Source organism: Arthrobacter sp. 05N33_2 (genome assembly GCF_056397425.1).
The window spans coordinates 1-25,057 of the sequence record NZ_JBFTNJ010000051.1 but is presented as its reverse complement, the minus strand read 5'-3'; the positions used below and the strand labels follow the sequence as shown (position 1 = coordinate 25,057).

21 protein-coding genes are annotated in these 25,057 nt (G+C 68.3%); 9 read left to right on the top strand and 12 right to left on the bottom strand.

Annotated elements, in window-relative coordinates:
- The first annotated feature begins 47 nt into the window (after positions 1–47).
- Entirely contained in the window at positions 48–719 is a 672-nt protein-coding gene (locus AC1DHX_RS16145) for a response regulator (protein ID WP_476849361.1), read from the top strand.
- A 28-nt stretch (positions 720–747) separates the two neighbouring features.
- On the opposite strand, the gene AC1DHX_RS16140 is transcribed toward AC1DHX_RS16145, so the two are convergent.
- The 10 genes from AC1DHX_RS16140 to AC1DHX_RS16095 form a co-directional block, all read right to left on the bottom strand.
- Positions 748–2,463, bottom strand: a complete 1,716-nt coding sequence (locus AC1DHX_RS16140) for a SulP family inorganic anion transporter (protein WP_476900236.1) — start codon at positions 2,461–2,463, stop codon at positions 748–750.
- Positions 2,464–2,545: 82 nt separating this feature from the next.
- Positions 2,546–2,929, bottom strand: a complete 384-nt coding sequence (locus AC1DHX_RS16135; RefSeq protein WP_476856499.1) for a RidA family protein — start codon at positions 2,927–2,929, stop codon at positions 2,546–2,548.
- A gap of 114 nt (positions 2,930–3,043) precedes the next feature.
- Positions 3,044–3,547: a GNAT family N-acetyltransferase gene (locus AC1DHX_RS16130; RefSeq protein WP_223914089.1), complete on the bottom strand. Its 504-nt coding sequence runs from the start codon at positions 3,545–3,547 to the stop codon at positions 3,044–3,046.
- A 112-nt stretch (positions 3,548–3,659) separates the two neighbouring features.
- Positions 3,660–4,496 (bottom strand): inositol monophosphatase family protein, encoded by an 837-nt coding sequence (locus AC1DHX_RS16125; protein ID WP_476849357.1) that lies wholly within the window; start codon positions 4,494–4,496, stop codon positions 3,660–3,662.
- Positions 4,493–6,751, bottom strand: a complete 2,259-nt coding sequence (ligA, locus tag AC1DHX_RS16120) for an NAD-dependent DNA ligase LigA (RefSeq protein WP_476856501.1) — start codon at positions 6,749–6,751, stop codon at positions 4,493–4,495. Before ligA ends, AC1DHX_RS16125 begins: the two co-directional genes overlap by 4 nt.
- 91 nt (positions 6,752–6,842) lie before the next feature.
- Complete coding sequence (locus tag AC1DHX_RS16115) at positions 6,843–7,631, bottom strand: PP2C family protein-serine/threonine phosphatase (protein WP_476859093.1); 789 nt, start codon at positions 7,629–7,631, stop codon at positions 6,843–6,845.
- 154 nt (positions 7,632–7,785) lie between these two features.
- Complete coding sequence (locus AC1DHX_RS16110) at positions 7,786–9,057, bottom strand: adenylate/guanylate cyclase domain-containing protein (RefSeq protein WP_476859094.1); 1,272 nt, start codon at positions 9,055–9,057, stop codon at positions 7,786–7,788.
- Positions 9,047–9,646, bottom strand: coding sequence for a PH domain-containing protein (locus AC1DHX_RS16105; RefSeq protein ID WP_476859095.1), 600 nt, complete (start codon positions 9,644–9,646; stop codon positions 9,047–9,049). Before AC1DHX_RS16105 ends, AC1DHX_RS16110 begins: the two co-directional genes overlap by 11 nt.
- Complete coding sequence (locus tag AC1DHX_RS16100) at positions 9,639–10,577, bottom strand: biotin--[acetyl-CoA-carboxylase] ligase (protein ID WP_476859096.1); 939 nt, start codon at positions 10,575–10,577, stop codon at positions 9,639–9,641. The genes AC1DHX_RS16105 and AC1DHX_RS16100 overlap by 8 nt, the downstream gene beginning before the upstream one ends.
- A gap of 184 nt (positions 10,578–10,761) precedes the next feature.
- Positions 10,762–11,652, bottom strand: a complete 891-nt coding sequence (locus AC1DHX_RS16095; RefSeq protein WP_476859097.1) for an SDR family oxidoreductase — start codon at positions 11,650–11,652, stop codon at positions 10,762–10,764.
- A gap of 204 nt (positions 11,653–11,856) precedes the next feature.
- Between AC1DHX_RS16095 and AC1DHX_RS16090 the strand changes: the two genes are divergently transcribed.
- The 5 genes from AC1DHX_RS16090 (at position 11,857) to AC1DHX_RS16070 (ending at position 19,374) form a co-directional block, all read left to right on the top strand.
- Positions 11,857–13,440: an acyl-CoA carboxylase subunit beta gene (locus AC1DHX_RS16090; protein ID WP_079551557.1), complete on the top strand. Its 1,584-nt coding sequence runs from the start codon at positions 11,857–11,859 to the stop codon at positions 13,438–13,440.
- A gap of 77 nt (positions 13,441–13,517) precedes the next feature.
- Positions 13,518–13,751: an acyl-CoA carboxylase subunit epsilon gene (locus AC1DHX_RS16085; protein WP_459385969.1), complete on the top strand. Its 234-nt coding sequence runs from the start codon at positions 13,518–13,520 to the stop codon at positions 13,749–13,751.
- 120 nt (positions 13,752–13,871) lie between these two features.
- Positions 13,872–15,572, top strand: coding sequence for a DUF885 domain-containing protein (locus tag AC1DHX_RS16080; protein WP_476859098.1), 1,701 nt, complete (start codon positions 13,872–13,874; stop codon positions 15,570–15,572).
- Positions 15,573–16,202: 630 nt separating this feature from the next.
- Positions 16,203–17,672 (top strand): glycoside hydrolase family 71 protein, encoded by a 1,470-nt coding sequence (locus AC1DHX_RS16075; RefSeq protein WP_476859099.1) that lies wholly within the window; start codon positions 16,203–16,205, stop codon positions 17,670–17,672.
- A gap of 256 nt (positions 17,673–17,928) precedes the next feature.
- A complete protein-coding gene (locus tag AC1DHX_RS16070) occupies positions 17,929–19,374 on the top strand; it encodes a dicarboxylate/amino acid:cation symporter (protein ID WP_476856508.1) in 1,446 nt (481 codons plus the stop codon).
- 103 nt (positions 19,375–19,477) lie between these two features.
- On the opposite strand, the gene AC1DHX_RS16065 is transcribed toward AC1DHX_RS16070, so the two are convergent.
- Positions 19,478–20,032: a hypothetical protein gene (locus tag AC1DHX_RS16065; RefSeq protein WP_476856509.1), complete on the bottom strand. Its 555-nt coding sequence runs from the start codon at positions 20,030–20,032 to the stop codon at positions 19,478–19,480.
- 205 nt (positions 20,033–20,237) lie between these two features.
- Here AC1DHX_RS16065 and AC1DHX_RS16060 point away from each other — a divergent pair, with 205 nt between their 5' ends.
- The 3 genes from AC1DHX_RS16060 (at position 20,238) to AC1DHX_RS16050 (ending at position 23,958) form a co-directional block, all read left to right on the top strand.
- A complete protein-coding gene (locus AC1DHX_RS16060) occupies positions 20,238–20,636 on the top strand; it encodes a YbjQ family protein (RefSeq protein ID WP_476856510.1) in 399 nt (132 codons plus the stop codon).
- 72 nt (positions 20,637–20,708) lie between these two features.
- Positions 20,709–21,410 carry a TetR/AcrR family transcriptional regulator gene (locus AC1DHX_RS16055; RefSeq protein WP_476856511.1) on the top strand — a complete coding sequence of 234 codons (702 nt, stop codon included), beginning with the start codon at positions 20,709–20,711 and terminating at the stop codon, positions 21,408–21,410.
- Position 21,411: 1 nt separating this feature from the next.
- The gene (locus AC1DHX_RS16050; protein ID WP_476859100.1) at positions 21,412–23,958 is read left to right on the top strand and encodes an MMPL family transporter; all 2,547 of its coding nucleotides are present in this window, start codon (positions 21,412–21,414) and stop codon (positions 23,956–23,958) included.
- 102 nt (positions 23,959–24,060) lie between these two features.
- Here AC1DHX_RS16050 and AC1DHX_RS16045 read toward each other — a convergent pair.
- On the bottom strand, positions 24,061–25,057 hold a 997-nt coding region (locus AC1DHX_RS16045), incomplete at its 5' end, for an HNH endonuclease (protein WP_476900235.1).

The following is a 25,057-nucleotide window of genomic DNA, read 5'->3' as shown; positions in this document are numbered from 1 at the left end:
GGGAAATACCGAATCTGGAATCACTGAAGCAAACCGGGAGGACAACGATGTCTGAGGATTTCAGGGTGCTGATTGTCGACGATGATTTCCACGTCGCCAAGCTGCATGCCGCCTATGTGGATTCGGTGGCCGGCTTCCTGGCGCTGCCGCCGGCCGGCTCGGCGTCCCAGGCGCTGCAGGCCATCCACAGCCTCCGCCCGGACCTGGTGCTGCTGGACGTCTACCTGCCGGACGCCTCCGGCCTGGACCTGCTGCACCAACTGGACGTCGACACCGTGATCCTCAGCGCGGCYTCGGACACGGCCTCGCTGCGCCTCGCGTTCCGCCGCGGGGCACTGGGCTACCTGCTCAAGCCCTTCACAGCCGAATCTCTTTCACAGCAGCTGCGCTCCTATGCACGCTACCGCCGGATCCTGGCCCAGCCGGGCTCCGTCAGCCAGGAGACGGTGGAGCGCGCCAAGCGCGCCCTGATCCCGGGCGACGTCGTCGCCTCGGCACGTCCCCGCTCCGCCACCGAGGCCGCGGTGCTGGAATCCCTGGTGCCGGGCGAGCAGTATTCGGCCGCCGACGTCGCCGCCCGGGTCGGCGTGTCCCGGGCCACCGCCCAGCGGTATCTGTCCGCGCTGGCGGACGACGGCGCCGTCGACATCCAGCTGCGCTACGGCACCACCGGGCGGCCCGAGCACCGTTACGGAATCCCCGCCCCGGCCGCCCGCTAGGCGCCGCGACACAAGCAGCGAAGCCAACCTAGGCGCCGTCGGGCTCCTTCTGTGCCGCCGCCTGCTCCGCCTGCACGGCCCTGTGGATGTTGCCGTGGATCATGTCCACCCCGATGCGCTCGATCACGCCGTCGCGCTCCAGGACCGCCCGGACCGCGGGCTTCAGCCGGGTCAGGCGCAGGTTGACCCCGGCCTCCSGGGCGAGGATGACGATGTCCGCCACCTTTGCCGCCCCCTGCGAGTCGACGAAGTTGATCCCGCCGCAGTCGAGCACGATCCCGGTGAGCCCCGGCGTCGACTGGATGACGTCGCGCAGGCGGTCCTCCAGTGCATCGGCCGTGGCGAAAAACAGGCCGCCGTCGAACCGGATCACGGCAATGCCGGGAACTTTCTCGTCGCCGGGATGCTCACCGGCATCGCGGAAGACCTGGGTACCGGGCTCGCGGCCCAGGTCGGGCATCTCCGGATGGGTCGCCACCCGGACGAGCCAGATGAGCGAGAGTCCGATTCCAATGACGACGCCCGCCAGCACGCCGAAGATGAGGGTCCCGATGATCGCCGCGACCGCAATCCAGAAGTCGAACTTCTGCACGCGGGCCAGCCGCCGCAGCTCGGGCACGTTCATCATGCCCATGACGACGGCCTCGATGATCAGCGCCGCCAGCACGGGCTTGGGCAGGATCGAGAACAGCGGCGCCAGGAAGAGCAGCGTGAGCAGGACGGTGATCCCGGAGGTGAGGGAGGCCAGTCCGGTCTTCGCCCCCGAGTGGTCGTTCAGCGAGCTCGCGGACAGGCTCGTCGAGACGGGCATCCCCTTGAAGAGACCCGAGGCGATGTTGGCCATTGACTGGGCAATGGATTCCTGGTTGATGTCGATCTGGTAGCGGTGTTTGGCAGCGAACGCCCTCGCATCCCCGGCGGTCTGGGAGAAACCGATCAGGACCAGCGCCACMGCCGCGAGCGCCACGGTGCCGACGTGGTCCCACATCAGCTGGCCGTCCGGGACCTGCAGCGAGGGCAGCCCGCTGGGTACATCGCCCACCAGGGCCACGCCTTTGGCCCCGAGACCGAAGAGCGCCTCCGCCGCCAGTCCGCCCACCACCAGGACCAGGGCGCCGGGGACTTGGGGAGCGATGGCTTTCAGCCCGAAGACGACAGCCAGTGCGATGACCCCCACCACCACTGTGGTCGGCTGCGCCTCGCCCAGGGTGCCCAGCCAGGACCACAGCTCCTGGAGCGGGTTGGAGCCGGTGACCTCGGTCCCGGTGAGTTTGGGGAGCTCGCCGATCACGACGTCGATCGCCGCGCCGAAAAGGAAGCCGGTGACCACGGCCTTCGAGAGGAACTGCGCGATCCAGCCCATCTTGAAGACGGCAAGAATCAGGAACAGAATCCCGGAGGCGAGGGTGATTCCGGCAACGAACGAGGCGATATCCTGTTCGCCGGTGATGCCTGCCGCGAGCACGGCACTCGCGGCCACCGCCGCCAGGCCCGAGCTCGGGCCCATCGAGATCTGCCGGCACGTGCCGAAGATCGCGTACACGATGGCGCCGGCGGCCGCGGCATACAGCCCGTTCTGCAGCGGAATCCCGGCGATGCCTGCGTACCCGAGGTTCTTCGGAACGATCAGGGCCGCGACGGTGACCCCGGCAATCAGATCGCCGCGCAGCCACGAGCGGTCATAGGAGCGGAACTGGCCGATGAGGGGGATCCTGGCGGGCCCCTGCCCGGGTGCCTTGGTCATGCGCTCTTCTTACTCCAAGTCCGGCGGTTCCGCCAGAGTCCCCCCGGCCCCCGTAACGCCCCGGGCAAGCGTCGCTTTGGCCCTAGGCGGCGCTCTTTTGGGCGACGAGTTCGATCTCGACGAGCATCTTGGGATCCAGGAACGGCAGCACGTGAACGAGGGAGAGCGTGGGGCGGATGTCGCCGAAGACCTCGCCGTGGGCCCGGCCGGCCTCTTCCCATTGGCTGATGTCCGTCAGGTACAGCTTGGACTGCACCACGTCCTCGAAGCCGAAGCCGGCCTCGGCCAGCACGGCGCCGAGCTTCTGCAGGATGTAGCTGGTCTGGGTATAGAAGTCTTCGCCCACGATTCCGTCCTCGCCGCTGGCGGCGGTCGCGGAGATGTAGAGGGTGTTGTCCACCTGGACAGCCCGGGAATAGCCGAGGGTCTGTTCCCAGGTGGAGCCGGTACCGAAGGTCTTGCGCATGGTGGGCCTTTCGCAGTTGCCGCAGGGATCGGCACAACTGTAGGGCGCAGGACGGCCGGGCCGCCAAACCGGGTTGATTTGTGTCGGCGGACCTGCGCGGGGCCACCGCCCCGGCTAGAGTTCCTGGCGGTAAACGAGCAGTTTGATGTCCGTGCCCGGCACGAGCCAGTCGCGCTCCGGCGCCCGGACGAAGCCGGTCTTCAGGTAAAGGCCGTGGGCGCTTTCCCAGCTCTCGCCCGTGGTGAGGGCCACGGCGTGAATACCGGGCAGGGCCCTGGCATGCTCCATGATGGCCTGGACCATGGCCTTGCCGGCGCCGCTGCGCTGCACGGAGGGGTCCACCACGAGCATCCTGAACTCGAGCTCGTCGCTGAAGGCGATGTCCGCGTAGGGCTCGCCGGCGACCGCCAGCGTCACGGAGCCGAGGATCCGGCCCTCACGCTCGGCGACCCAAACCGTCGCGGCCGCCGCGCGCTGCCCGACGTTCTGGATCTGCTGCATGTAGGGGTGGTCGGCGCTCTCAAAGTAGCCCGCCGCCAGGTAGGCGTCCCGGGTGATGCGCGCTATGGCGTCGAAGTCGGCCGGAACGGCGGGGCGAATGAGGATCTGCGAAGGCACCTGTCAATGGTACGGGCGCCCGGCCCGGGCCGTGCCCGGAAAGGCCGTTTCCGTGACTGAACTATCACTCAGGCGCATCTGACAGGCGTAGAGCCGGCCCAGCGGGACGACGTTAGAGCGGGAATTTGCCGGAGAGTTCCAGCGGACCGGCGCACGTCCATGCGGCCAGGCGTTCGTCGTCGGAGGGGCCGCCGGCCAGGGGGCTGGTGAGCCGCGGCCGGCGCACCCAGCAGCCTGCCTCCTCGGCGATCAGGGCTCCGGCGGCGAAGTCGTGTTCGTTGAGCCCGCGCTCACCGTAGGCGTCGTGCGTGCCGTCCGCCACGAGGCACAGGTCTAGCGCCGCGGACCCGAGCCGGCGCATGTCGGCGAAGCCGTCCATCAGGCTGCCGAGGCCTGCGGCCTGTTCCGCCCGCACGCCGGGATCGTAGTTGAAACCCGTGGCCAGGATCTGGCCGGTCCGTCCGGGGACCGGGCCGAACAGGGCGGTCACCTGGCCCTGTTCCTGGAGCCAGGCGCCCTCGCCGCGGGACGCGTAGTAGGTGCGTCCCAGCGCCGGTGCGCTGACGACGCCGGCCAGCCAGACGCCGTCGGCGTCGGCCACCGCCACGGAGGTGGCGTAGTAGACGATGTTGCGGATGAAATTGGTGGTGCCATCGAGCGGGTCGATGGACCAGCGGTAGCCGCTGGGCTCCGCCGGCAGGACGGTGCCGCCCTCCTCCCCCGTGATGATGTCCCACGGCCGGGCGGCGGTGATGACGTCCCGGACGGCGGCTTCGGCGGCGAGGTCGAAGGCGGTCACCCAGTCTCCTGAGTCGCCCTTGTTGCTGACGTCCAGGGCCGCAGTCTTCCGGGTGGCCAGGACGGCGGCCCCCGCCGCGGCGGCCGATTTGGCCAGTTCGAGCAGCCCCGGAACGCCAGGTGCGGGAGGACCCGCGGAGTGGGAACTCATTCGCCGGCCGGCCCGTTCGCCAGCAGGGCACGGAAGCCGTCCTCATCCAGGACCGGGACGCCAAGCTGTTCGGCCTTGTCCAGTTTGGTGCCGGCGTTCTCGCCCGCCACCACGTAGCTGGTGTTCTTCGACACCGATCCGGCCGCCTTGCCGCCGCGGATCAGGATGGCTTCCTTGGCCTCATCGCGGCTGAAGCCCTCGAGGCTCCCGGTCACCACCACGGTCAGCCCCTCCAGCGTCCTGGGCGTCGACTCGTCGCGTTCGTCCGCCATCCGGACGCCGGCGTCCGCCCAGCGGTCCACGATGTCGCGGTGCCAGTCCTCGGCGAACCATTCAGTCAGCGCCTGGGCGATGACCGGGCCCACGCCGTCCACGTGGGCGAGCTCCTCCTCGGAGGCCTGCCGGATGGCGTCCATGCTGCCGAACGCGGTGGCGAGGGCGCGCGAGGCCCGCGGCCCGACGTGCCGGATGGACAAGGCCACCAGGATCCGCCACAGCGGCTGGGATTTCGCTTTTTCCAGCTCCCGGAAGAGCTTGTCCGTCGTGGCCGTGGGCTTGGACGGGGTCTTGGTGGTGGCCTTGGTGAAGAAGTAGGGCACCAGCTCGAATTCCCCTGTGCCGGCGCCCTTGGAGCGCTTCTCCCGGCGGACACGGACGTCCGCGAGCTGCTCCGGAGTGAGGTCGAACAATGTCGCCTCGGTGGTCAGCGGCGGCTCCGCGGGCTCGGCCGGCTGGGTCAGTGCGATGGCGGCTTCCCAACCGAGGGCCTCGATGTCGAAGGCGCCGCGGCCGGCAAGGTGGAAGACGCGTTCGCGCAGCTGCGCCGGGCAGGACCGGGAGTTGGGGCAGCGGATGTCCACGTCCCCTTCCTTCCCGGGGGCCAACGGCGTGCCGCACGCGGGGCATTCGGTGGGCATGATGAAGTCGCGGACGGGAGGGTCCTGCTGGTCCCGCAGCGCCAGCACCGGGCCCACGATTTCCGGTATCACGTCTCCGGCCTTGCGCAGCACCACAATGTCGCCGATCTTCACGCCCTTGGCCTTGACCACCTCCTGGTTGTGCAGGGTGGCCATTTCCACGGTGGAGCCGGCAACCTTGACCGGTTCCATCACGCCGTACGGGGTGACCCGGCCGGTGCGGCCGACGTTGACGGCGATGTCGAGCAGCTTGGTATGGACCTCTTCGGGCGGGTACTTGTAGGCCACGGCCCAGCGCGGCACCCGGGTGGTGTAGCCCAAGGCCCGCTGGGTGGCGAAGTCGTCCACCTTGATCACAATGCCGTCGATCTCATGGGTGAGGCTGTGCCGCTTGTCGCCGTAGCGCTTGATGAATTCCAGGACGTCGGACAGCCCGGCCAGCACCTCGAAATACGGGCTCGTCGGCAGTCCCCACTCGGCCAGCTTGCGGTAGGTCTCGGACTGGCTGGCGGTGTCGAGACCCTCGCGGGCGCCGATGCCGTGGACGTACATCCGCAGCGGCCGCTTGGCGGTTTCCGCGGGGTCCTTCTGCCGCAGCGAACCCGCGGCGGCGTTGCGCGGGTTGGCCAGCGGCGCCTTGCCGGCCTCGATCAGGGCTTCGTTGAATTCCGCGAAGGCCTGCGACGGGATGAAGACTTCGCCGCGGACTTCCACCTCCGCCGGGAAGCCGGTGCCGCTGAGCTGCTGCGGGATTTCCTTGATGGTCAGGACGTTGTGCGTGATGTCCTCGCCGGTGGTGCCGTCCCCGCGGGTTGCGGCCCGGACCAGGGCGCCGTCGCGGTAGAGCAGGTTGACGGCCAGGCCGTCGATCTTCAGTTCGGTGAGCCACGACGGCGGGTTCCCGCCGTTGCCGAGCTTGGCGACGCCCGCCTCGGCCTTGACCATCCAGGCCTCCAGCTCCTCGAGCGAGAAGACATCCTCCAGGCTGTACATGCGCTGCAAATGCTGCACGGCGGCAAACGCCGCTGACACCTCGCCGCCGACTTCCTGCGTGGGCGAATCGTTGGCCACCAGTTCCGGATGCATGGCTTCGAGCGTTTCCAGCCGACGGTAGAGCTCGTCGAACTCGGCGTCGGAGATGATCGGCGCGTCCTGCTGGTAGTACGCAAAGCGGTGCTTGCGGACCTGCTCCACGAGGTCTTCATACTCCGCGCGGATGTCCCCGGACGGGACCTGCTCCCCCGCGGGGCCTTGAGGGTCCGTGACGTGCCCGGGGGCTGCTTCGGCTGCTTCTTCAGTCCCTGCTGCGGTCTCTGCTGCGGTCTTCCCTGTGCTCACAGACCTATCCTGCCCTAGATCCCCGACATTGTCCGGTCCAGGGTCCGGTCTGGGGTCCGCTTCCGAATTTGGTCTGACGCTGACCGCGAGGTCAGGCGGGCTCGTCCACGTTTGCAGTCCGGGCGTCGACCACGATCGCCGTGATGTTGTCCCGGCCGCCGCTGCGCAAGGCCGCCTGGATCAGTTCGTCCACGGCCGCCTGGGGGTCGGCCTCGGCCGCGAGGATGCCGGCGATCTTCTCATCGCTGAGTTCGCCGTTGAGGCCGTCGGAGCAGACCAGCATCCGGTCGCCGTCTTCAAGGGGAACCAGCCAGAAGTCGGCCTCGGAGTCATCCCCGGTTCCCAGCGCCCGTGTCACCACGTGCCTGCGGGGGTACACGGCGGCCTCGGCCTCGGTGATCTGGCCGGTGTCGAGGAGTTCCTGGACTTCGGAATGGTCCACGCTGATCTGTGCGAGCTGGCCGTGGCTGTACCGGTACGTGCGGGAGTCTCCGATGTTGAGGACAAGCCAGTACGGAACGTCCTGTTGTTCCACCACCACGACGCCGGACAGGGTGGTTCCGGCACGCGATCCGGTGGCGTGACGGATGCCCGCATCGGCCATGAGCAGGTACTCCTGCAGGATGTCCGCCGTCGCATCCCGGCTGCCGGTCTTGGACTGTGGCAGCTCGGCCAGGGTGCGCACGCAGATGCTGCTGGCAACTTCGCCGGCCTCGTGCCCGCCCATGCCATCCGCCACGGCGAAGACGGGGTCAGCGGCAATGAAGGAGTCCTCGTTCGCCTCGCGGCGCAGTCCCCGGTCCGTGCCGTACCCGCAGCGCAGTAGCGGTCCCTGTTTTCCGTCCGAGGGCGGGATGGGGGCGTCTGGCGATGGGTTCATGGCGGTCCTCAATACAGTGGTGCGCGGCTTCACTGGTGCGCGGGGGTTGACGGCGTTCACAACCCGGCCGGATCGCAACTGCCGGTCCGACTATTGCATATGCGCCGCTCAGCTGAGAAGCCCGCCACGGCCTGCCGCCGGGCTGATCCGGCGTTCAGTCCAGGATCAGGCCCCGGCCGCTGCCGGGCTGCAGCTGCACCGGGTGGATTTCACCGAACCCGCGGACGTCCTCGGCCGGCCGGGGCACCAGGACGAAGCGTTCGTCCTGCTCCAGCGCGGCCGCGGTCATCGAATCCACCAGCACGGTTCCAGGGTCCGCGAGGGCCGTCAGGCGGGCGGCGAGGTTGACGGTGGGTCCGTAGATGTCGCCGAGGCGGGAGAGGATGCGGCCCCAGACCATGGCCACGCGGGCCTGGGGCAGGATCTCGTCGTCGGTGAAGGCGCGGGACAGGGCCAGGGAAATCTCGGCGCCGGCCGCCGGAGTCTCGGCAATGTACAGGACCTCGTCGCCGACGGTCTTGACCAGCCGGCCGCCGCCGACCGAGATGATTTCGGCGCACTTGTTCTCGAAGCGCTGCACCAGCTGGGCGAGCGTCTTCTCGTTCATCCGGCGGGACAGGCTGGTGTAGGAGACAAGGTCGGCGAAGCCGACCGCCCGGGCCAACGGCAGGGGCGCATCGTCCTCGTCGCCTTCGCGGCCCTCTTCGCTGGACTGCAGCCCGGCTTCGGCCCGGACGGCCAGGCGCTGCACACCGGCGTTGAGCTGGCGGCGCCAGGAGTAGGCGAGCATCTCCTCGAGGGGGTCGATCAGGTTCGGCAACTCGCTGACGAGGCGCTTGCGGGCGACGGCGTCAGTCACGCCATGTTCCTGGACCATGTCCTCCACGAGGGCCTCGATCTGCCACACCACCATCCGGTCGGTCATCTGGCCGATGGCCCGGGTGATGGAGATTGCGGCTTCCTCGGTGAGCTTGCCGTCGCGCACCAGGTCCACGATGGTGGACAGGGCGGCCTGGTCACGCTCGGTGAAGGCGACATCTTCATCCCCGAGGTTGGGAAAACCCAGGGCGCGCCAAAGTTTCCGGGCAGAGAGCAGCGAGAGCCCCGCACCGGCGGCGACTTCACGACGCCGAAGCTTGCGTTCTCCGCCCAGCAGCCGCGCTTCCAGGGCCTTGGCGGCAAGCCGTTCAGCGGACATCGTGCCGGTGGGCGGGGCCACGGGTTCAGGTTCGGCGGGTTCGTTGGGCTCGACTTCGTCGGGTTCGAGTTCGGGTTCGGCGGCGGGTTCGATGAGCGCGCCGGCTTGGGCGCCGAAGGCGGTCCCGGCGTCGCTGTCGGCGGCAGCCGAACCGGCGGCGTCCTCGGGCTCCCGGGGCAAATCCGGGGCAGCGAGATCGATGTCCTGGTGGACGTTCTCAGCGTTCATCTCTTCCACCTTCTCTCGTCTCCCACGGCCAGGCCTCGCCCGGGTTGTAGTTCATGCCATCGGCGCCGGACGCCTCGCCCTGCGGGAGGTCGTCGATGGCGTCCAGCAGGAAATTACGGAATGTCGCGACCTCCGGGACATCGGGGACCACCGTTCCAAGGGGGTACCCGGTCTCCAAGGATATATTCCCGGAGTGCAATAGGCGCTGCAACAAGGATTGCTCAATGGCCACATGCCGGACGGCGGCGAGGGGTATCTGTTCATCGCGCCGCCGTAGCATGCCGTATCGGGCAACTATGCGCTGGCTGGTGAGGATGTAGCGGGTGGCATGCCACGCGATGACCCGCGGGAGACAATAGCCCAGCAGCACCCACGCCGCCAACGCCAGGCACACGGCGAGGAGCCAGGGCGTCCACTCTTTCGGGACGAGGGGGACGAGCCGCGCCGGACCACCCTTGACAACCCAGGCGCAGGCGTACGCGGCCAAGGCCGGAACAACAATGAACATCAGCGCCGGGACAATGAGCATCCTGGGCTGGGGCCGGGTCACCACAATCACTTGCTCTCCCGGCAGGAGCACTCTACGCATAGCCGCTTTCTGCTCCGCCGCTGCCGGTGCCCTGGCCGCCGGTCCCGGCCGGGTTCCACGGCCTCAGGTGCACGACGTCGCCGGCGGTCACCACATGTTCATGGCCCGCGGCATCGACCACCAGGAGTGAGCCGTATTCGTCCAGGCGCGTGGCGTGGCCAATGATCTCGTGGTCGCCCGGGAGTTGGGCCCGGACCTGCTTGCCGAGGGTTGAGAGAAGGTGCTCCACGCGTTTGTGCAGCGACGGGCCACCGGCCATGCCGGCGGTAGGGTCGCCGTCGGCGTTGCAGAAACTCCGGTACAGGGTGGCGAAGCGGGACAGGTAGCTCTTCAGGAGCTCCGTCCGGTCCACTGTGTCGGGATTCTCCAGCAGCACGGAGGTGGCGGTGGGAACCGGGAGTTCGGGCTCCGTCAGCGTGACGTTCAGGCCGGTGCCGAGGATGACCGGYGGCGCGCCGCCGGCGCCGAGCGGGCCGAGCTGGGCCAGGATGCCGGCGATTTTCCGGCCCCGGACCAGGACGTCGTTGGGCCATTTGAGTTCCGCCGGAAGGCCTGCCGTTTCCGTCAGGGCCTCACGCAGGGCGAGGGCGGCCAGGAGGGAGAGCCAGGAGTACCTGTGGGTCGGCAGCGGCCGGCCGGCCGCGTTGACTGGCAGGAGCACCAGGGAGACGGAGACCGAACTGCGGGCCGGCGCCTCCCACCGGCGGTCGAGCCGGCCGCGCGCGTCGCTCTGGTACTCGGCGGTCAGCACTGACAGGTCCGGCCACGCGCCGGGATCCTCGGTCACCCCGCGGAGGAGATCAGCGTTGGTGGAGCCGGTGGACTCAAGCACCGTCAGGCGCGGAATTCCGTTCGCGGACAGGAACGCCTCATCGCTGAGGGCACTCAGGTCCAGGGGCGGACGGTCCGGGGTTTCCTGCGCGGTTTCCATCCTTGAATCCTACCGAGGAAAGCGCACCGGGGCCCCGGCCGTCTGCCTCACATGCCTCCGCCGAAACTCCCCACCTTTGGCCGGGATGTCCGGCGTGTCGGCCGGACACACCGCTGATTCCGGCGCCCGGCCGCGAAATGAGGGGAAATTCCGCGGGGCAGACGGCCGCAAACACCCAGCAAGTTCAGAGGAAGATGTCCGGGACGAGCTGGTTCTCGGGCGCGCCGAGGCTGTACGGGCTGAAGTCCGTCACCCCTGCCGCCGCGAGAACCTGTTCATCGGTGTAGAAGTTACCGCTCCGGCTGCCGTGGGCGGGGACCGCGTTGCCGCCGGTCAGCACGGCGTGGGCGGCGTCGGCCATGATTTCGGGGCTGCGGGCGCCCTTGACGATCATGTCGCCGCCGGGCATGTTGCGGATCGCCGCGGTGTCGATCAAGGTGCACGGCCAGAGCGAGTTCACACTGACGCCGTCGGCCTTGAGCTCCTCGGCCAGCCCCAGCGTGGTCAGGCTCATGCCGTACTTGGCCATGGTGTAGGCCAGGTGCAGGCCGGCCCACTTCGGATCCAGGTTCAGGGGCGGGGAGAGCGTGAGGATGTGCCCTGCATCGGATGCCCGCAGCGCCGGCAGTGCCATCTTCGAGAGCAGGAAGGTGCCACGGACGTTGATGTCCTGCATGAGGTCGTAGCGCTTCATGTCCACGTCGTCGGTCGAGGAGAGGTCGATCGCCGAAGCATTGTTGATGACGACGTCGATCCCGCCAAAGCGGTCCACAGCGGCGCCGACAGCCCCGGCGACGTCGGCGTCGTTGCGCACGTCGCCGACCAGCGGCAACGCTTGGCCGCCGGCGGCCTCGATCTGTTCTGCCGCGGTATACACGGTGCCCTCGAGCCTGGCGTGCGGCTGGCCGGTCTTGGCCATCAGGACGATGTTGGCGCCGTCCCGGGCTGCGCGGAGCGCGATGGCCAGGCCGATGCCGCGGCTGCCCCCCGAGATGAGGACAGTGCGGCCCTGAAGGGAACCGGCGGCCTGGTACGGCCCTGTGGCGGTGCCCGAAGCATCGTTGCTTGAAGTCATGCCCACACTCTAGCCGACCAATGTTACTGGCGGGTAACAAAGTGGTGAGGGAGCTTCGCGGCGGGAAAATTGTAGGTTCCCTACAGCGGCACCGGCCAATACCGTCACTAGACTTGCCAGCAGAGCCCTGCTTTTGTGGATTCCAGCCAAAGGACCCCACGCGACGGGCGCCGTACAACCTTGCGACAGAGCCGGAGAAACTTGATGAGCCACGATCTGACCACGACTGCGGGAAAGATTGCAGATTTCCGCGACCGCCAGGCCCGTGCCGAACAGCCCTCCGGCCCGGAAGCGATCGCCAAGCAGCACGCGCGCGGCAAGAACACCGCCCGCGAGCGCATCGACCTGTTGCTGGACGCCGGCTCCTTCGTCGAATTCGATGCGCTGGCCGTGCACCGCTCCACCGCCTTCGGCATGGAGAAGAAGAAGCCCCTCGGCGACGGCCTCGTCTCCGGCTACGGCACTGTGGACGGCCGCCCGGTCGCGGTCTACAGCCAGGATTTCTCCGTCTACGGCGGCTCGCTGAGCCAGGTCAACGGCGAAAAGATCGTCAAGGTCCAGGAGTTCGCGCTGCGCAACGGCTGCCCCGTGGTGGGCATCCTCGACGGCGGCGGTGCCCGCATCCAGGAGGGTGTCGCCTCCCTGGCGATGTTCGCGGACATCTTCCGCAACAACGTCCACGCCTCCGGCGTCGTCCCGCAGATCTCGCTGATCATGGGCCCCTCCGCCGGCGGCGCGGCCTACTCCCCCGCCCTGACCGACTATGTGGTCATGGTGGACAAGACCTCGCACATGTTCATCACCGGCCCGGACGTCATCAAGACCGTCACCGGCGAAGACGTGGACATGGAAACCCTCGGCGGCGCCCGGCAGCACAACGCCAACACCGGCACCTCGACTTACCTGGCCTCCGACGAGGCCGACGCCGTCGAGTTCGTCCGCGAACTGCTCGACTTCCTGCCCTCCAACAACCTCGCCGAGGCCCCGGTGCTGGAGCACCAGCAGGAACTGGAGGTCGACGACGACGACCTCGCCCTGGACGCGCTGATCCCGGACTCGGCCAACCAGCCGTACGACATGCGCAAGGTCATCGAGCAAATTGTCGACGACGCCCACTTCCTCGAGATGCAGTCCCTCTATGCCCCGAACGTGATCATCGGCTACGGCCGGGTCGAGGGCCACACGGTGGGCATCGTGGCCAACCAGCCCATGCAGTTCGCCGGCACCCTGGACATTGCGGCCTCGGAAAAGGCCGCCCGCTTCGTCCGGCACTGCGATGCCTTCAACATCCCCATCATCACGCTCGTGGACGTGCCGGGCTTCCTGCCGGGCAAGGACCAGGAGTTCCAGGGCATCATCCGCCGCGGCGCCAAGCTGCTCTACGCGTATGCCGAGGCCACCGTGCCCAAGCTGACCGTGATCACCCGCAAGGCCTACGGCGGGGCCTACATCGTGATGGGCTCCAAGAAGCTCGGCGCGGACCTCAACCTGGCCTGGCCCACCGCCCAGATCGGCGTCATGGGCGCCCAGGGTGCCGTGAACATCCTGTACCGCCGCGAACTCGCCGCGGTGGCCGAGGACGGCGGCGACGTCGAGGCCAAGCGCGCCGAGGTGATCCGCCAGTACGAGGAAGAGCTGCTCAACCCCTACCAGGCCGCCCAGCTCGGCTACGTGGACGCCGTCATCGCACCGTCCGAGACCCGGCTGCAGATCATCAAGGGCCTGCGCGCCCTCCGGGACAAGCGGGCAGCCCTGCCCGCCAAGAAGCACGGGAACATCCCGCTGTGATCCCCACCCGCCCCCTAACCTCGCAAGTCCCCACCGGCTCCCAGCCTTCGCAAGCTCAGGCCGGGTCCCTCGCCGGCGTGGGCCCACGGCCAGAAGGACCCGCCGACAGCCTCGACTCGCCGCTTCTCTCAGTCGTGAAGGGCGAACCGACGCCGGAAGAGCTGGCGGCGCTGACCGCCGTCGTGCTGTCCCTGGGGCAGACCCAGCAGGCGGCACCGGAAAGCCCCGGCGTCCGGCACTGGGTCCGCCGGCAGCAGCTTCGGCTGGCGCCGAGGCCCGGTCCGCAGGCCTGGCGCCGCAGCCTGGGCTGAGCCGACGCGGTTCAGCGTCCTGGCAGGGCCTGCCCGCAGCCGAAATCTGCACGGGAGAGTTGCGCGCGAAAAAGTTCAGTGACTCTTTCATAACCGCGGCGGCCGGGCTAGTCTCGTCGGGTGACTACCGAAATCATCGCCTCAGACAACACTGCCCCCGCGCGCCAGCAGACGGCCATTGACGCCGTCGCCGACGCCTACACGGACACCCTGATCCGGCTTAACCCGAGCTTCGCCACCGAACTCGGCCTGCCCGGGCACGAGACGGAGTACCAGGATTTCTCCCCCGCCGGCCACGAGGAATTCGCGGCCGCCGCYCGCGAGGCACTTGCGGCGCTGGACGGGCTGGAGCCGGCTGACGACGTCGACGCCGTCACGCTCGACGCCATGCGCGAGCGGCTGGGCCTGCAGCTGGAAATCCACGAATCGGGCTGGGCCACGGCCGATCTGAACAACATCGCCTCCCCGTCCCAGGACATCCGCGCGATCTTTGACCTCATGCCGACGGATACCGCCGGGCAGTGGGAGCACATCGCGGGCCGGGCCTACAATGTCACCGCCGCAATCGACGGCTACATCGAGTCGCTGCGTTCGGCGATGCAGGACGGCAAAGTGGCCGCGGCCCGCCAGGTTTCGATCGTGATCGAGCAGGCCACCAAGCACGCCGCGGACGACGGCTTCTTCGCCAAGCTCGCCGCCGGCGCCAAGACCGCGGACGGCCCGCTCCCGGCGGAACTGCAGTCCCGGCTCGACGCCGGCGCGGCAGCTGCCCGGGTGGCGTACTCCCGGCTCGCAGGTTTCCTCGAGTCCGAGCTCCTGCCCGTCGCCCCGGCCAAGGACGCTGTGGGCCGCGCCCGCTACGCCCTGGCTTCCCGGGACTTCCTCGGCGCCACCGTGGACCTGGAGGAAACCTACGCTTGGGGTGTCCAGGAACTCGACCGCCTCATCGCCGAACAGGAACGGGTGGCAGGCGAAATCCGGTCCGGCGCCACGGTGGAGGAAGCCAAAGAGATCCTCAACAACGATCCCGCCCGCCAGCTCAAGGGCACCGACGCCCTCCAGGCCTGGATGCAGGAACTGTCCGACAAAGCCGTCGCGGAGCTCGCCGGCGTCCACTTCGAGATCCCGGACGTCATGAAAACGCTGGAGTGCCGGATCGCGCCCACCGATGAAGGCGGCATCTACTACACGGGACCCTCGGAGGACTTCAGCCGCCCGGGCCGCATGTGGTGGTCCGTGCCGGCCGGTGAAGACACCTTCACCACGTGGGCCGAAACCACCACCGTSTACCACGAGGGCGTGCCYGGCCACCACCTCCAGGTCGCCACCGCCACCTACCGCCGGGAGCTGCTGAACAAGTGGCGCCGCAGCGTGTGCTGGACCTCGGGCCATGGCGAAGGCTGGGCACTCTACGCGGAGAAACTCATGCAGGAGCTCGGCTACCTCAATGATCCCGGCGACCACATGGGCATGCTGGACATGCAGCGCATGCGTGCGGCCCGCGTGGTGTTCGACATCGGCGTGCACCTGGAACTCGAAGTCCCCGAGCGCTGGGGCAGCGGCATCTGGACCTCGGAGAACGGCTTTGACTTCCTCCGCGCCAACCTGCCGATCAGCGAGGGGCAGCTGAAGTTCGAGTTCACCCGCTACCTGGGCTGGCCGGGACAGGCCCCGTCCTACAAGGTGGGCCAGCGGCTCTGGGAGCAGATCCGGGAAGAGCTGGAATCCCGCCCCGGCTTCGACCTCAAGGCCTTCCACACGAAGGCCCTGAACATCGGCTCGGTGGGCCTGGACACCCTCAAGCGCGCGCTCCTGGGGTAAGCCGGGTTCCGGGGGCTGACCTGCACGGACAGTGGGCAGACGGCCGGTTGGGGCGACTATTCGCGGGGCGAAGTCGCCGCAGCCGGCCGTCCGTCTGTCCCGGGCAAATGGACCTTGGCCCAATAGTCGACTAGTCTCTGGGGGACACATTTTCTGGGCTTTTGAACGCCCGGGTCGGCGGCTGGGGCTGCGACTCAAGTGTCCGGTGTACCTTTGCCCTCCGGCAGGGCGCCGGTCATGCAAGTACCTCCGCAACTGCGGCATGGTCTTGCTGACTGTCAGTATGCGCGCGTCGTCCCCGCAGCAATTACGCGGGACAACGCCTATGAACCAGGCGCATGCATAGAGGTACCAGCACCTTGGTCTCCGGTGCGAGCTATTGACAATAGAATCCCGCGTGAACGAATAGCGCCAGCATCCCGGCGCTCCGCGAAGGAGCGCAGAGGAAAAGCCAGGCGCTGAGCTTCTGCCGGAACCTCGCTGAGGCATCCTGCAGCGGCTGACGATTGCCGGGCATACACAAGACCCCATATTGGAGCCCCTATGAGGAATATCGCCTCATTCCTAAGTCCACCGACCAATGACGCCGCGAAAGCGCGGACGCGGATCCGGAAGCGCACAGCGGCATCCGTGGTTGCGACGGCCGTCGTCGTGGCTGCGGCCACGCTTAGCGCCCCGGCACCCCTGAACGCCGCGACGCCGACTGCCACGCCCACCGCTACGACAACGGCGTGCAATCCGCTGCCCTTCAACCTCCCGGCGCCCGCGAACCGGCACACCTCGGTGAAGAAGGCGTGGGCCTACTACTTCCCGCCGTTCCCGCTCGCAGTCGACAGCCCCGACGCCACCCGCGACGTCTACCCGCGCTGGATGGACACCCACAACTCCGCCAACGGCGCGTACGACCTCCGGGACCGTCCGGCTGCTCCCCAGCGTGCAACCCAGACCACCTGGCGGCAGGCCGATTTCGAGAAGGAGGTCCGGCAGGCAGTCGGGGCGGGCCTGGACGGATTCATCTGGGAATACAACAGCTCCACCGATATCCGCTGGCAGCAGCTGCCGGCCATGCTCGCCGCCGCCAAGGCGGTTGACCCGGGCTTCAAGATCATGCTCAGCCCGGACTTCAACACGGCCGCCGGCTCCACCTCTGACAGCGTTTACAACAACGTCATGAAGGTGAAGGACGACCCGTCCATCTACCGGAACACTGCCGGCATCGTGCTCGCCCCGTTCTTCCCGGAACGCAAGACTCCCTCGTGGTGGGACGGGCTCCGGAGCCGCCTCGCCTCCTCCGGCGTCAAATCCAACCTCGTACCCATCTTCATTTCGTGGGGCGGAGGAACCCAAAAGACGGACTGGAACAATTCGGTGTCCGGGTATTCGCAATGGGGCACCCGCACCGCCAGCGGCGTTCCGACCCTCGCCAAGGAAAGCGCTGAAGCCCACCGCCGCGGCAAGACCTACATGCAGCCGGTGGCGTTCGAGGATTCACGGTCCTACGACGGGCGGTACTGGGAATCATCCAACAGCTCCACCCTGCGCGATTCCCTGGCCTCGGCGGTCACCAGCAACGCCGACTCCATTGCGCTCATCGCCTGGAACGACTACACCGAGTCCTGGGTGGCACCTTCCAAGGACCGCGGCTATGCCGTGCTGGACATGGCTGCCTACTACATTTCCTGGTTCAAGAACGGGGTCAAGCCCGCGATCACCCAGGATGCCTTGTACTGGAGCCACCGCTCGCACCCCACGAACGCTCCGTATTCGATGACCCCCATCGGTCGCAACGGCAAACCCACGCCGATGTACATCCCGAACGGTGACGCGGCGAAGAACGAAGTAGAACTCGTGGCCGTGCTGAAGACTCCGGGGCGCCTGACCATCACCCAGGGCAGCAACGTCAAGACCATGGACGCCCCGGCCGGGCTGACCTCCTTCAAGGTTCCGCTCGTGGCCGGGACCACACCGTCCTTCAAGCTCGCACGCAGCGGAGCCACGGTCCAGACAGTCACCAGCAACACCCCGGTGCGCTCCTCCGTGGCGTACCAGGACATGATTTACCACGCAGGCGGCGGCGTCGCAGGCACCTGCGCACGCTAGGCCCTCCCTGCCCGGGATGGCAGTTCGCGGCAGTGTTTCTCCAGAGCATTGCCGCGAACCGTCATCTCGCGCCTCACCGGGCGGCCCGGGCCGCCCGGCGACGAGACAATCGCCACACCGCTTGCCGGAATAACTTCACAAAGCCCCTGCCGGCGCGGCAAGCCCGGGCATTCCGCGGCGCGGGGCCACCCGTGGCGCCGTAACATTTCTCAACATCCGTTCGTCATGCTATTGGCAACGGTCCTAGCGTGTTCCGGTGACCACTCAGACAAGCACCCCCGCACCCGCTGGAAAGACCGGGTTCCAGCTGCCCAAATGGGCCGGCTCGTTCGGCTTCCAGATCATTGCCGCCCTGATCGTCGGCCTGGGCCTTGGCCTGCTGGCCAAGTACACCGGCAGCACCAAGGCCAACCCCAACGCCCTCGGCACCACGCTGCAGACCATCGGCTCGAGCTACGTCTCGCTGCTGCAGACCGCCGTGGTCCCCCTGATCTTCACCGCCGTCGTCAGCTCAATTTCCAACCTGCGCGCCGTTTCCAACGCGGCCCGGCTGGCTTGGAACACGCTGCTCTGGTTCGCGATCACCTCGCTAATCGCCGTGCTGATCGGCATCGGCCTGGGCGTGCTGCTGCAGCCCGGCGCCGGAACCGGCATCAGCCAGGAAGCGAAGTACGCCGGCAAGTCCGGTGACTGGTGGGCCTTCCTGACCGGGCTGTTCCCGAAGAACTTCCTGGGCCTCGGCGCGACCACCACCGTCACTGACGGCGTCGCCACCACCGCCGTGAGCTTCAACGTCCTCCAGATCCTGGTAATCGCGATCGCCGTCGGCATCGCCGCGCTGAAAGTGGGCAAGGCGGCCGAGCCGTTCCTGGCCCTGAACGCCTCCGCCCTCGCCGTCATCCAGAAGGTCCTCTGGTGGATCATCCGGATCGCGCCGCTGGGCACGGTCGGCCTGATCGGCAACGCCGTGGCCGTCTACGGCTGGGACACCATCGGCTCGCTCGGCAAGTTCACCGTGGCGATCTACATCGGCCTGGCGCTCGTGCTGTTCGTGGTCTACCCCGTGCTGATCCGCAGCCACGGACTGTCCATCAAGCAGTACTACTCCGGCGTGTGGCCGGCCGTGCAGCTGGCCTTCGTCTCCCGCTCCTCGATCGGCACCCTGCCGCTGACCCAGCGCGTGACCGAACGAAGCCTGGGTGTCCCCCGCGCCTACGCCTCCTTCGCCGTGCCGCTCGGCGCGACCACCAAGATGGACGGCTGCGCGGCGATCTACCCGGCCGTSGCGGCGATYTTCGTGGCCCAGTTCTTCGGCATCCAGCTCGACTTCACCCAGTACCTGCTGATCGCACTGGTGTCCGTGCTCGGCTCTGCCGCGACCGCCGGCACTACGGGCGCCGTCGTGATGCTGACGCTGACGCTCTCCACGCTGGGACTGCCGCTGGCCGGCGTCGGCCTGCTGCTGGCCATCGACCCGATCCTGGACATGGGACGCACCGCCGTCAACGTGGCCGGGCAGGCATTGATCCCGGCGATCGTGGCCAAGCGCCAGGGCATCCTGGACGAAACGCTGTACAACGCGCCGCGGAACGGCGATCCGTTTAGCGACGACGTCGATGGCACCGCGGCCGTCGACCCCTCCGCCGCCGCCACTCCCGCGGCAGGACGGGACGAGCGGGAACTGGCTGACGCCAGGGCGTAACAACAGAACGAGTGTTCACCAGAGAAGTCCCCTGGAATCCCGGGGACTTCTCTGGTTTACCGGCTTCGGCTTTTAGCCGGCATCGGCCCGAGTCCGCACGTGCCTAGTGTCCGCCGATCACACCCTTTTCGGCGGCCTTGGTGACTGCGTCCGCTTCTGCCTGGGTCAGGGTGCCGTCCTTGACGGCCTGGTCCAGCCGGGGCTTCAGTGCCGCGGCGTGATTGGCCTGTTCCGCGGTACGCAATTCCTCCAGGGCAGCGGTGACCTTGGCTTCATCGATGCCGAGCGACTTCGCCAGGGACGCGGCCAGGGCCTTCTCCATCGCGGCGCGGTCCGGCTTCTGCCCTGGGGCCGGCGGGGTGGCCGGCCTGTTGGCGTCGCGGAAAGTCTTCAGGGCGTCGGTGACCTTCGCCTCGTCGACGCCGAGCTTGGCGGCGAGTTCTTTGGCGCGGGCGCCGAACTCCGCACCGCCGTGGCCGCGGTGTCCGCCGCGCATGCCGTAGCCGTCGGCGAAGTTGTTCCCGGGAGCACTCGAGCTGGGTGTCGGGGCGGGCGTCGGCGTCGTGGTGGCGGAGGCCATCCCGGCGACCCCGAGCCCTGCGCCCAGTGCAACGGCCGCCGCCCCGAGGCCGAGTGCGATTTTCGTTGTGCGTGACATCTGCTGTCTCCTGGATCTGCCGCGCGGTGACGGCGCTTGAAGCTGATGGTTCGTCCGGGGAAGGCTGCTCCACGAGCATCTTCAGTCTGCACCTGCCCCAGCAGAGATAGCTGTTYCCCAGCTTTCACTTTCCTGTGAATCCGGCAGGGACGCTCAGAGGGCAAAAAGAGGGCAAAATGGCGGCAAAGGTGGATAGGCTCTGGGCATGCTGATCGTCACTTCGAATGACATCCCGGGCCACCGGATCGACGCCGTCTTCGGCGAAGTCATGGGCCTGACCGTCCGCTCCCGGGACATCACGGCCCAGCTCATGGCGGGCTTCCGTTCCCTGGGCGGCGGCGAGGTGCTGGAAATGACGAGGGCCCTCTACGACAGCCGGCAGGATGTCATGGCCCGGATGGTGGCCGAGGCCGAGCAGCGCGGCGCCAACGCCATCGTTACCATGCGCTTCGATACATCGGCGATCGGGCAGAACTGGACGGAGATCTGCGCCTACGGCACAGCCGTTTTTGCCATTCCGCTCTCGCAGAATGAGCCCGGGGCAACGGGCCAGTCGATCTACCTGACCAATTCCGGCGACGCGGCAGCCCAGCTCAAGCCTTGAGCGCCAATCCTGCCAGCCCCCACCCCTGGAAAATACTTGCCCAGAGTGCAAACATGCACGTAGTGTAAGCGCGTGTCCCCATCGCCCTCCCCCTCCGCCGCCCACGCCGCCGCATCCGGCGACCTCGGTGTCCCCTCGCGCCGCGAACTAAACAAGGCCGCTACCCGGCAGGCCATCACGGACGCCGCCATGGACCTGCTCCGCACGCGGGGACCCGGAAACTTCACGGTGGAGGACATCGCCGACGCCGCCGGGATCTCCCGGCGCACGTTCTTCAACTACTTCGGCAGCACCGAGGCGGCGCTCGCCTCGGTGACGTTCGGCTTCCTGGACACGGCACTTCAGCAGTTCCGGCTCCGCCCGGCAGGCGAGCCCATCCTGGAATCGGCCCGCGCAGCCCTCGTTGAACTGGCCGATCCCATGACCGTCGCACCGGTGGCCGAGCTCTACAGCCTGGGCCAGACCAACCCCCAGCTCAGCCGCTCCGAGCTGGAAGCCTGGGACCACTGCACCGAACAGATCATCGAAGCCGCCCGCGAACGCTTTGCGCTGACGGCGGCCGGCGACGTCGACGAGCTCTACCTCCGCGCCCTCGCCGGCTCCGTCATCTCGTGCGGAAAAGCCGCCATGGATGTCTGGTTTGCCCGCTGCGGCGGCGACCTGACCCCCGAGTCCCTGTCCGTCCTGCGCCAGCTCCTGATCGATTCCATGGGCCTCCTCGGCTCCGGATTCGCGTCCCACTCCCCCGCCACCCCTTCCCCAGATCGGCACTGACATGGCCCTGTTGCTCTACCGTCTCGGCAAGTTCTCCTACCGCCACCGCTGGCTCGTCATCTCCCTCTGGCTCGCCGTCCTGGTGGCCGTCGGCGGCGCGGCTGCGGCCTTCCACGGCACCATGTCCAACAACTTCCAGATCCCCGGCACTGAAACCCAGCAGATGGCGGACAAGCTGAAGCAGGAGCTGCCCAAGTCCTCCGGCGGCTCGGCCGGCATCGTCTTCGAGTCGCAGAACGGCCCGTTCACGCAGGCCGGCAAGGACGCGGTCTCGGCTGCGCTGACCAAGCTGAAAGCCCTCCCCGATGTTCAGGGCACCGTGGACCCGTTCGCCACCCAGGCCCAGCTGGACAAGGCCGTCACGGATCTTGCCGCCGGCGAGCAGCAGGCATCCGCAGGACAGGCGCAGCTGGACGCGTCGGCCGCCCGACTGGCCGCCGGCAAGGCCCAGCTGGCCGCCGCCGAGCAGCAGATGACCGCGGCCGGCATGTCCGCCGAGGCCATCGACGCCCAGCTTGGCCAGCAGAAGGCTGCCCTCGCCGCGGGCCAGGAGAAGCTCGACGCCGGGACCAAGGAACTCGAGGCCGGCGCGGCCAAGCTCGCCCTGGCCAAACGCCAGTTGGAGGCCTCGCAGGGCATGCGGTTCGTATCCGAGGACGGCACTGCGGCAATCGCCCAGGTCCAGTTCAAGACCTCGATCAACGGGCTGGCCCCCGCCGTGCGCCAGCAGGTCCAGGACGTCGCCCACGAAGTCTCCTCCGCCGGCGTGACCGCCCTGGCCAGCAAGGAAATCACGGAGGATGTTTCGGAGTTGTTCGGCATCTCGGAGATCCTCGGCATCGCCATCGCGGCGCTGGTGCTCATCGTCATGCTGGGAACCCTGATCGCCGCCGGGCTCCCCCTGCTAATGGCCCTGGTCGGTGTGGCGGTGGGCGTCGGCGGCACCTTTGCCCTCAGCGGCGCCGTCAACATGAGTTCCATCTCCCCGATGTTGGCGCTTATGCTGGGCCTCGCCGTCGGCATCGACTACTCCCTGTTCATCGTCAATCGTCACCGCGGCCAGCTCCTGGCCGGCATGGACGGCGAGGAATCCGTCGCCCTCGCCACCGGCACCTCGGGCAACGCGGTGCTGTTCGCGGGCCTGACCGTCATCATCGCCCTCGCGGCCCTCGTGATCCCGGGCCTTCCCTTCCTGGCCGTGATGGGCCTGTCCGCCGCCGCAACGGTGGCAGTCGCCGTCGTTGTCGCCCTGACCCTCACCCCCGCCGTGCTGTCCCTGATCGGGCCCCGGCTCATCTCCCGCCGGGTCTGGGCCAAGGCGGAAAAGCACAACGCCGCCCCCGGCCACGAGAGCGCGGACCGTGCCCGCGACGAACGCCGCAGCAAACAGGGCTGGGGCGGACTCGTCACCCGGCACCCGGTCCTGGCACTGCTGGCCGGCGTCCTGCTGCTGGGCATCGTGGCGCTGCCAGCCAGCCAGTTGCGGCTGGCGCTGCCCGACGGCGGGTCCGAGCCTGTGGAGTCGCAGGCGTTCAAGGCCTATGACGTCACCGGCCGCAGCTTCGGCGAAGGCATGACAGGCCCGATCGTGGTGGTGGGCGACTTCCCGGCCGGCCTGAGCGCGGAGGAAGCCACAGCCAAGCAGCTCGACGTCGCCGACATCCTCCGTGGCACTGGCAACGTCACCGCCGCCATTCCGGTGGCCCTGAGCGAGGACCGCCGCACCGCGGTGTTCCAGGTCATCCCGCGGGAGGGCCCGGCCAGTGCGAGCACTGTCCAGGTGGTCTCCGAGCTACGCACCGAAAAGGACCGCATCAAGGATTCCACCGGGGTCAGCATCGGCCTCACGGGGCAGACTGCCGGCAACGTCGACGTCTCCGCCAAACTCGGCGATGCCCTGCCCCCGTACCTGGCCATCGTCGTCGGGCTGTCCCTGATCCTGCTGTTGCTCGTGTTCCGCTCCATCGTGGTACCGCTGCTGGCCACGGGCGGTTTCCTGCTCTCGCTCGCGGCCGCCTTCGGAGCCGTCGTCGCGGTCTACCAGTGGGGCTGGCTGGGAACGGTGTTCGGCGTCGAAAACCCGGGCGCCGTGCTGAGCTTCCTGCCAATCATCCTGATCGGCGTGCTGTTCGGGCTGGCCATGGACTACCAGGTGTTCATCACCTCGGGCATGCGTGAGTCCTTCATGCACGGCGAATCGGCCCGGCATGCGGTCCGCACCGGCTTCAGCCATGCCGCGTCCGTAGTCACCGCCGCCGCAATCATCATGGTCAGCGTGTTCGCCGGCTTCATCTTCTCGCACCTGAATATGGTCCGGCCGCTGGGCTTCGCGATGGCCTTCGGTGTCCTGGTGGACGCGTTTGTGGTCCGCATGACGATCGTTCCGGCCGTGATGTACCTGCTCGGCGAGAAGGCGTGGTGGCTGCCCCGCTGGCTGGACCGGATCCTGCCGGACGTCGATGTCGAGGGCGCCAAGCTCCGGCCCGCGGCTTCAGCCTCAGCTTCGGCCGACAGCGAGCCCGAGCCGGAGGAGATCGGCGCGCGCTAAAGCCCGCCGACGAGTTGCCCTAAAGCCGCCCGCTGATCATTCTGATCGGCGGGCGGCTTTTTTGTGCGTGCAAGCCTGGACAGCTTGAGATCCGTTCGACGCTCARGCCGCCAGTGAGCCTGAGTGCCGCATACGCTTGAGCGTCTTCGCGCGATGGCGCTCGTCGCGGCGCTGGCGGCGGGAATCCGCGCTCGCTTCGCCGGCAGGCGATCCGGGCAGGGGTGGCGCGGTGGAACGGTACGTGTGGCCGGTGGGGGTGGTGAGTTCGAGGGTGTGCCTCGCGCCGATGCTCGAGGCGGATCCGGGTGCGGCTTCGGGGCTGGRGCGTGCTTTCCAGCCGGGGGTTTCTTTGGTGTGGTTGCAGGCTTCGCAGAGGCCGGCGGCGTTGTCCGTGGTGGTCGGGCCGCCGGTGTGCCAGGGAATGATGTGGTCCAGGTGGCGGATGGGCGCGTCGCAGTACGGGGTGCGGCAGGTGTCGTCTCTGGTTTGGATGAAGCGGCGGTGCCCGGGCGGGAAGAGCCGGGCGCGGGAGTCCATCCCCACGAGCTCGCCGCTCCCGGGGTGGGTGTAGAGCCGGCGGAGCCAGAGGTTGAACGCGGGGTCATCGCCGCTCCCTCCGGTGCCACCCGGTCCAGGGCGACCACTGTGCCCCGGACCGCCGGACTGGCCGTCACCGTTTCTGTCCGTGTTTCTGTCCCTGTTTGTGGCCGCGCCGCCCGGTCCGGGGGGACGGCCGCCGTCACCTCTGTGTGCACCCCTTGTGCCGTTGATGAGGGTGCGGGCCCAGCCGGCGGGGACGGTCCCGTAGCCGGGCAGGACGGCCGGTTCGGAGTCTCCCTGCAGGAGGGTGCGGTCGGTGATGACGAGCTGGATTTCGACGCCGGTGATCCCGCCGGGGGTGCCKGTGGTGCGTTCGACCAGGGCATCGGCCATGAGCTGCCCGCGGCCCCTCGGGTCCCCGGCGGCGCGGAGGGTGTCGGCGTGCCCGGTGAGGGCCTTGTAGACGGCGACGCCGGCGGTCACGGGCAGCAGGGCGGTGAGGTGGCACATGGTGTCGGGGGCCGGGCGGAGGCTGACGTGCCGCTCGGTGGCGGCGTGC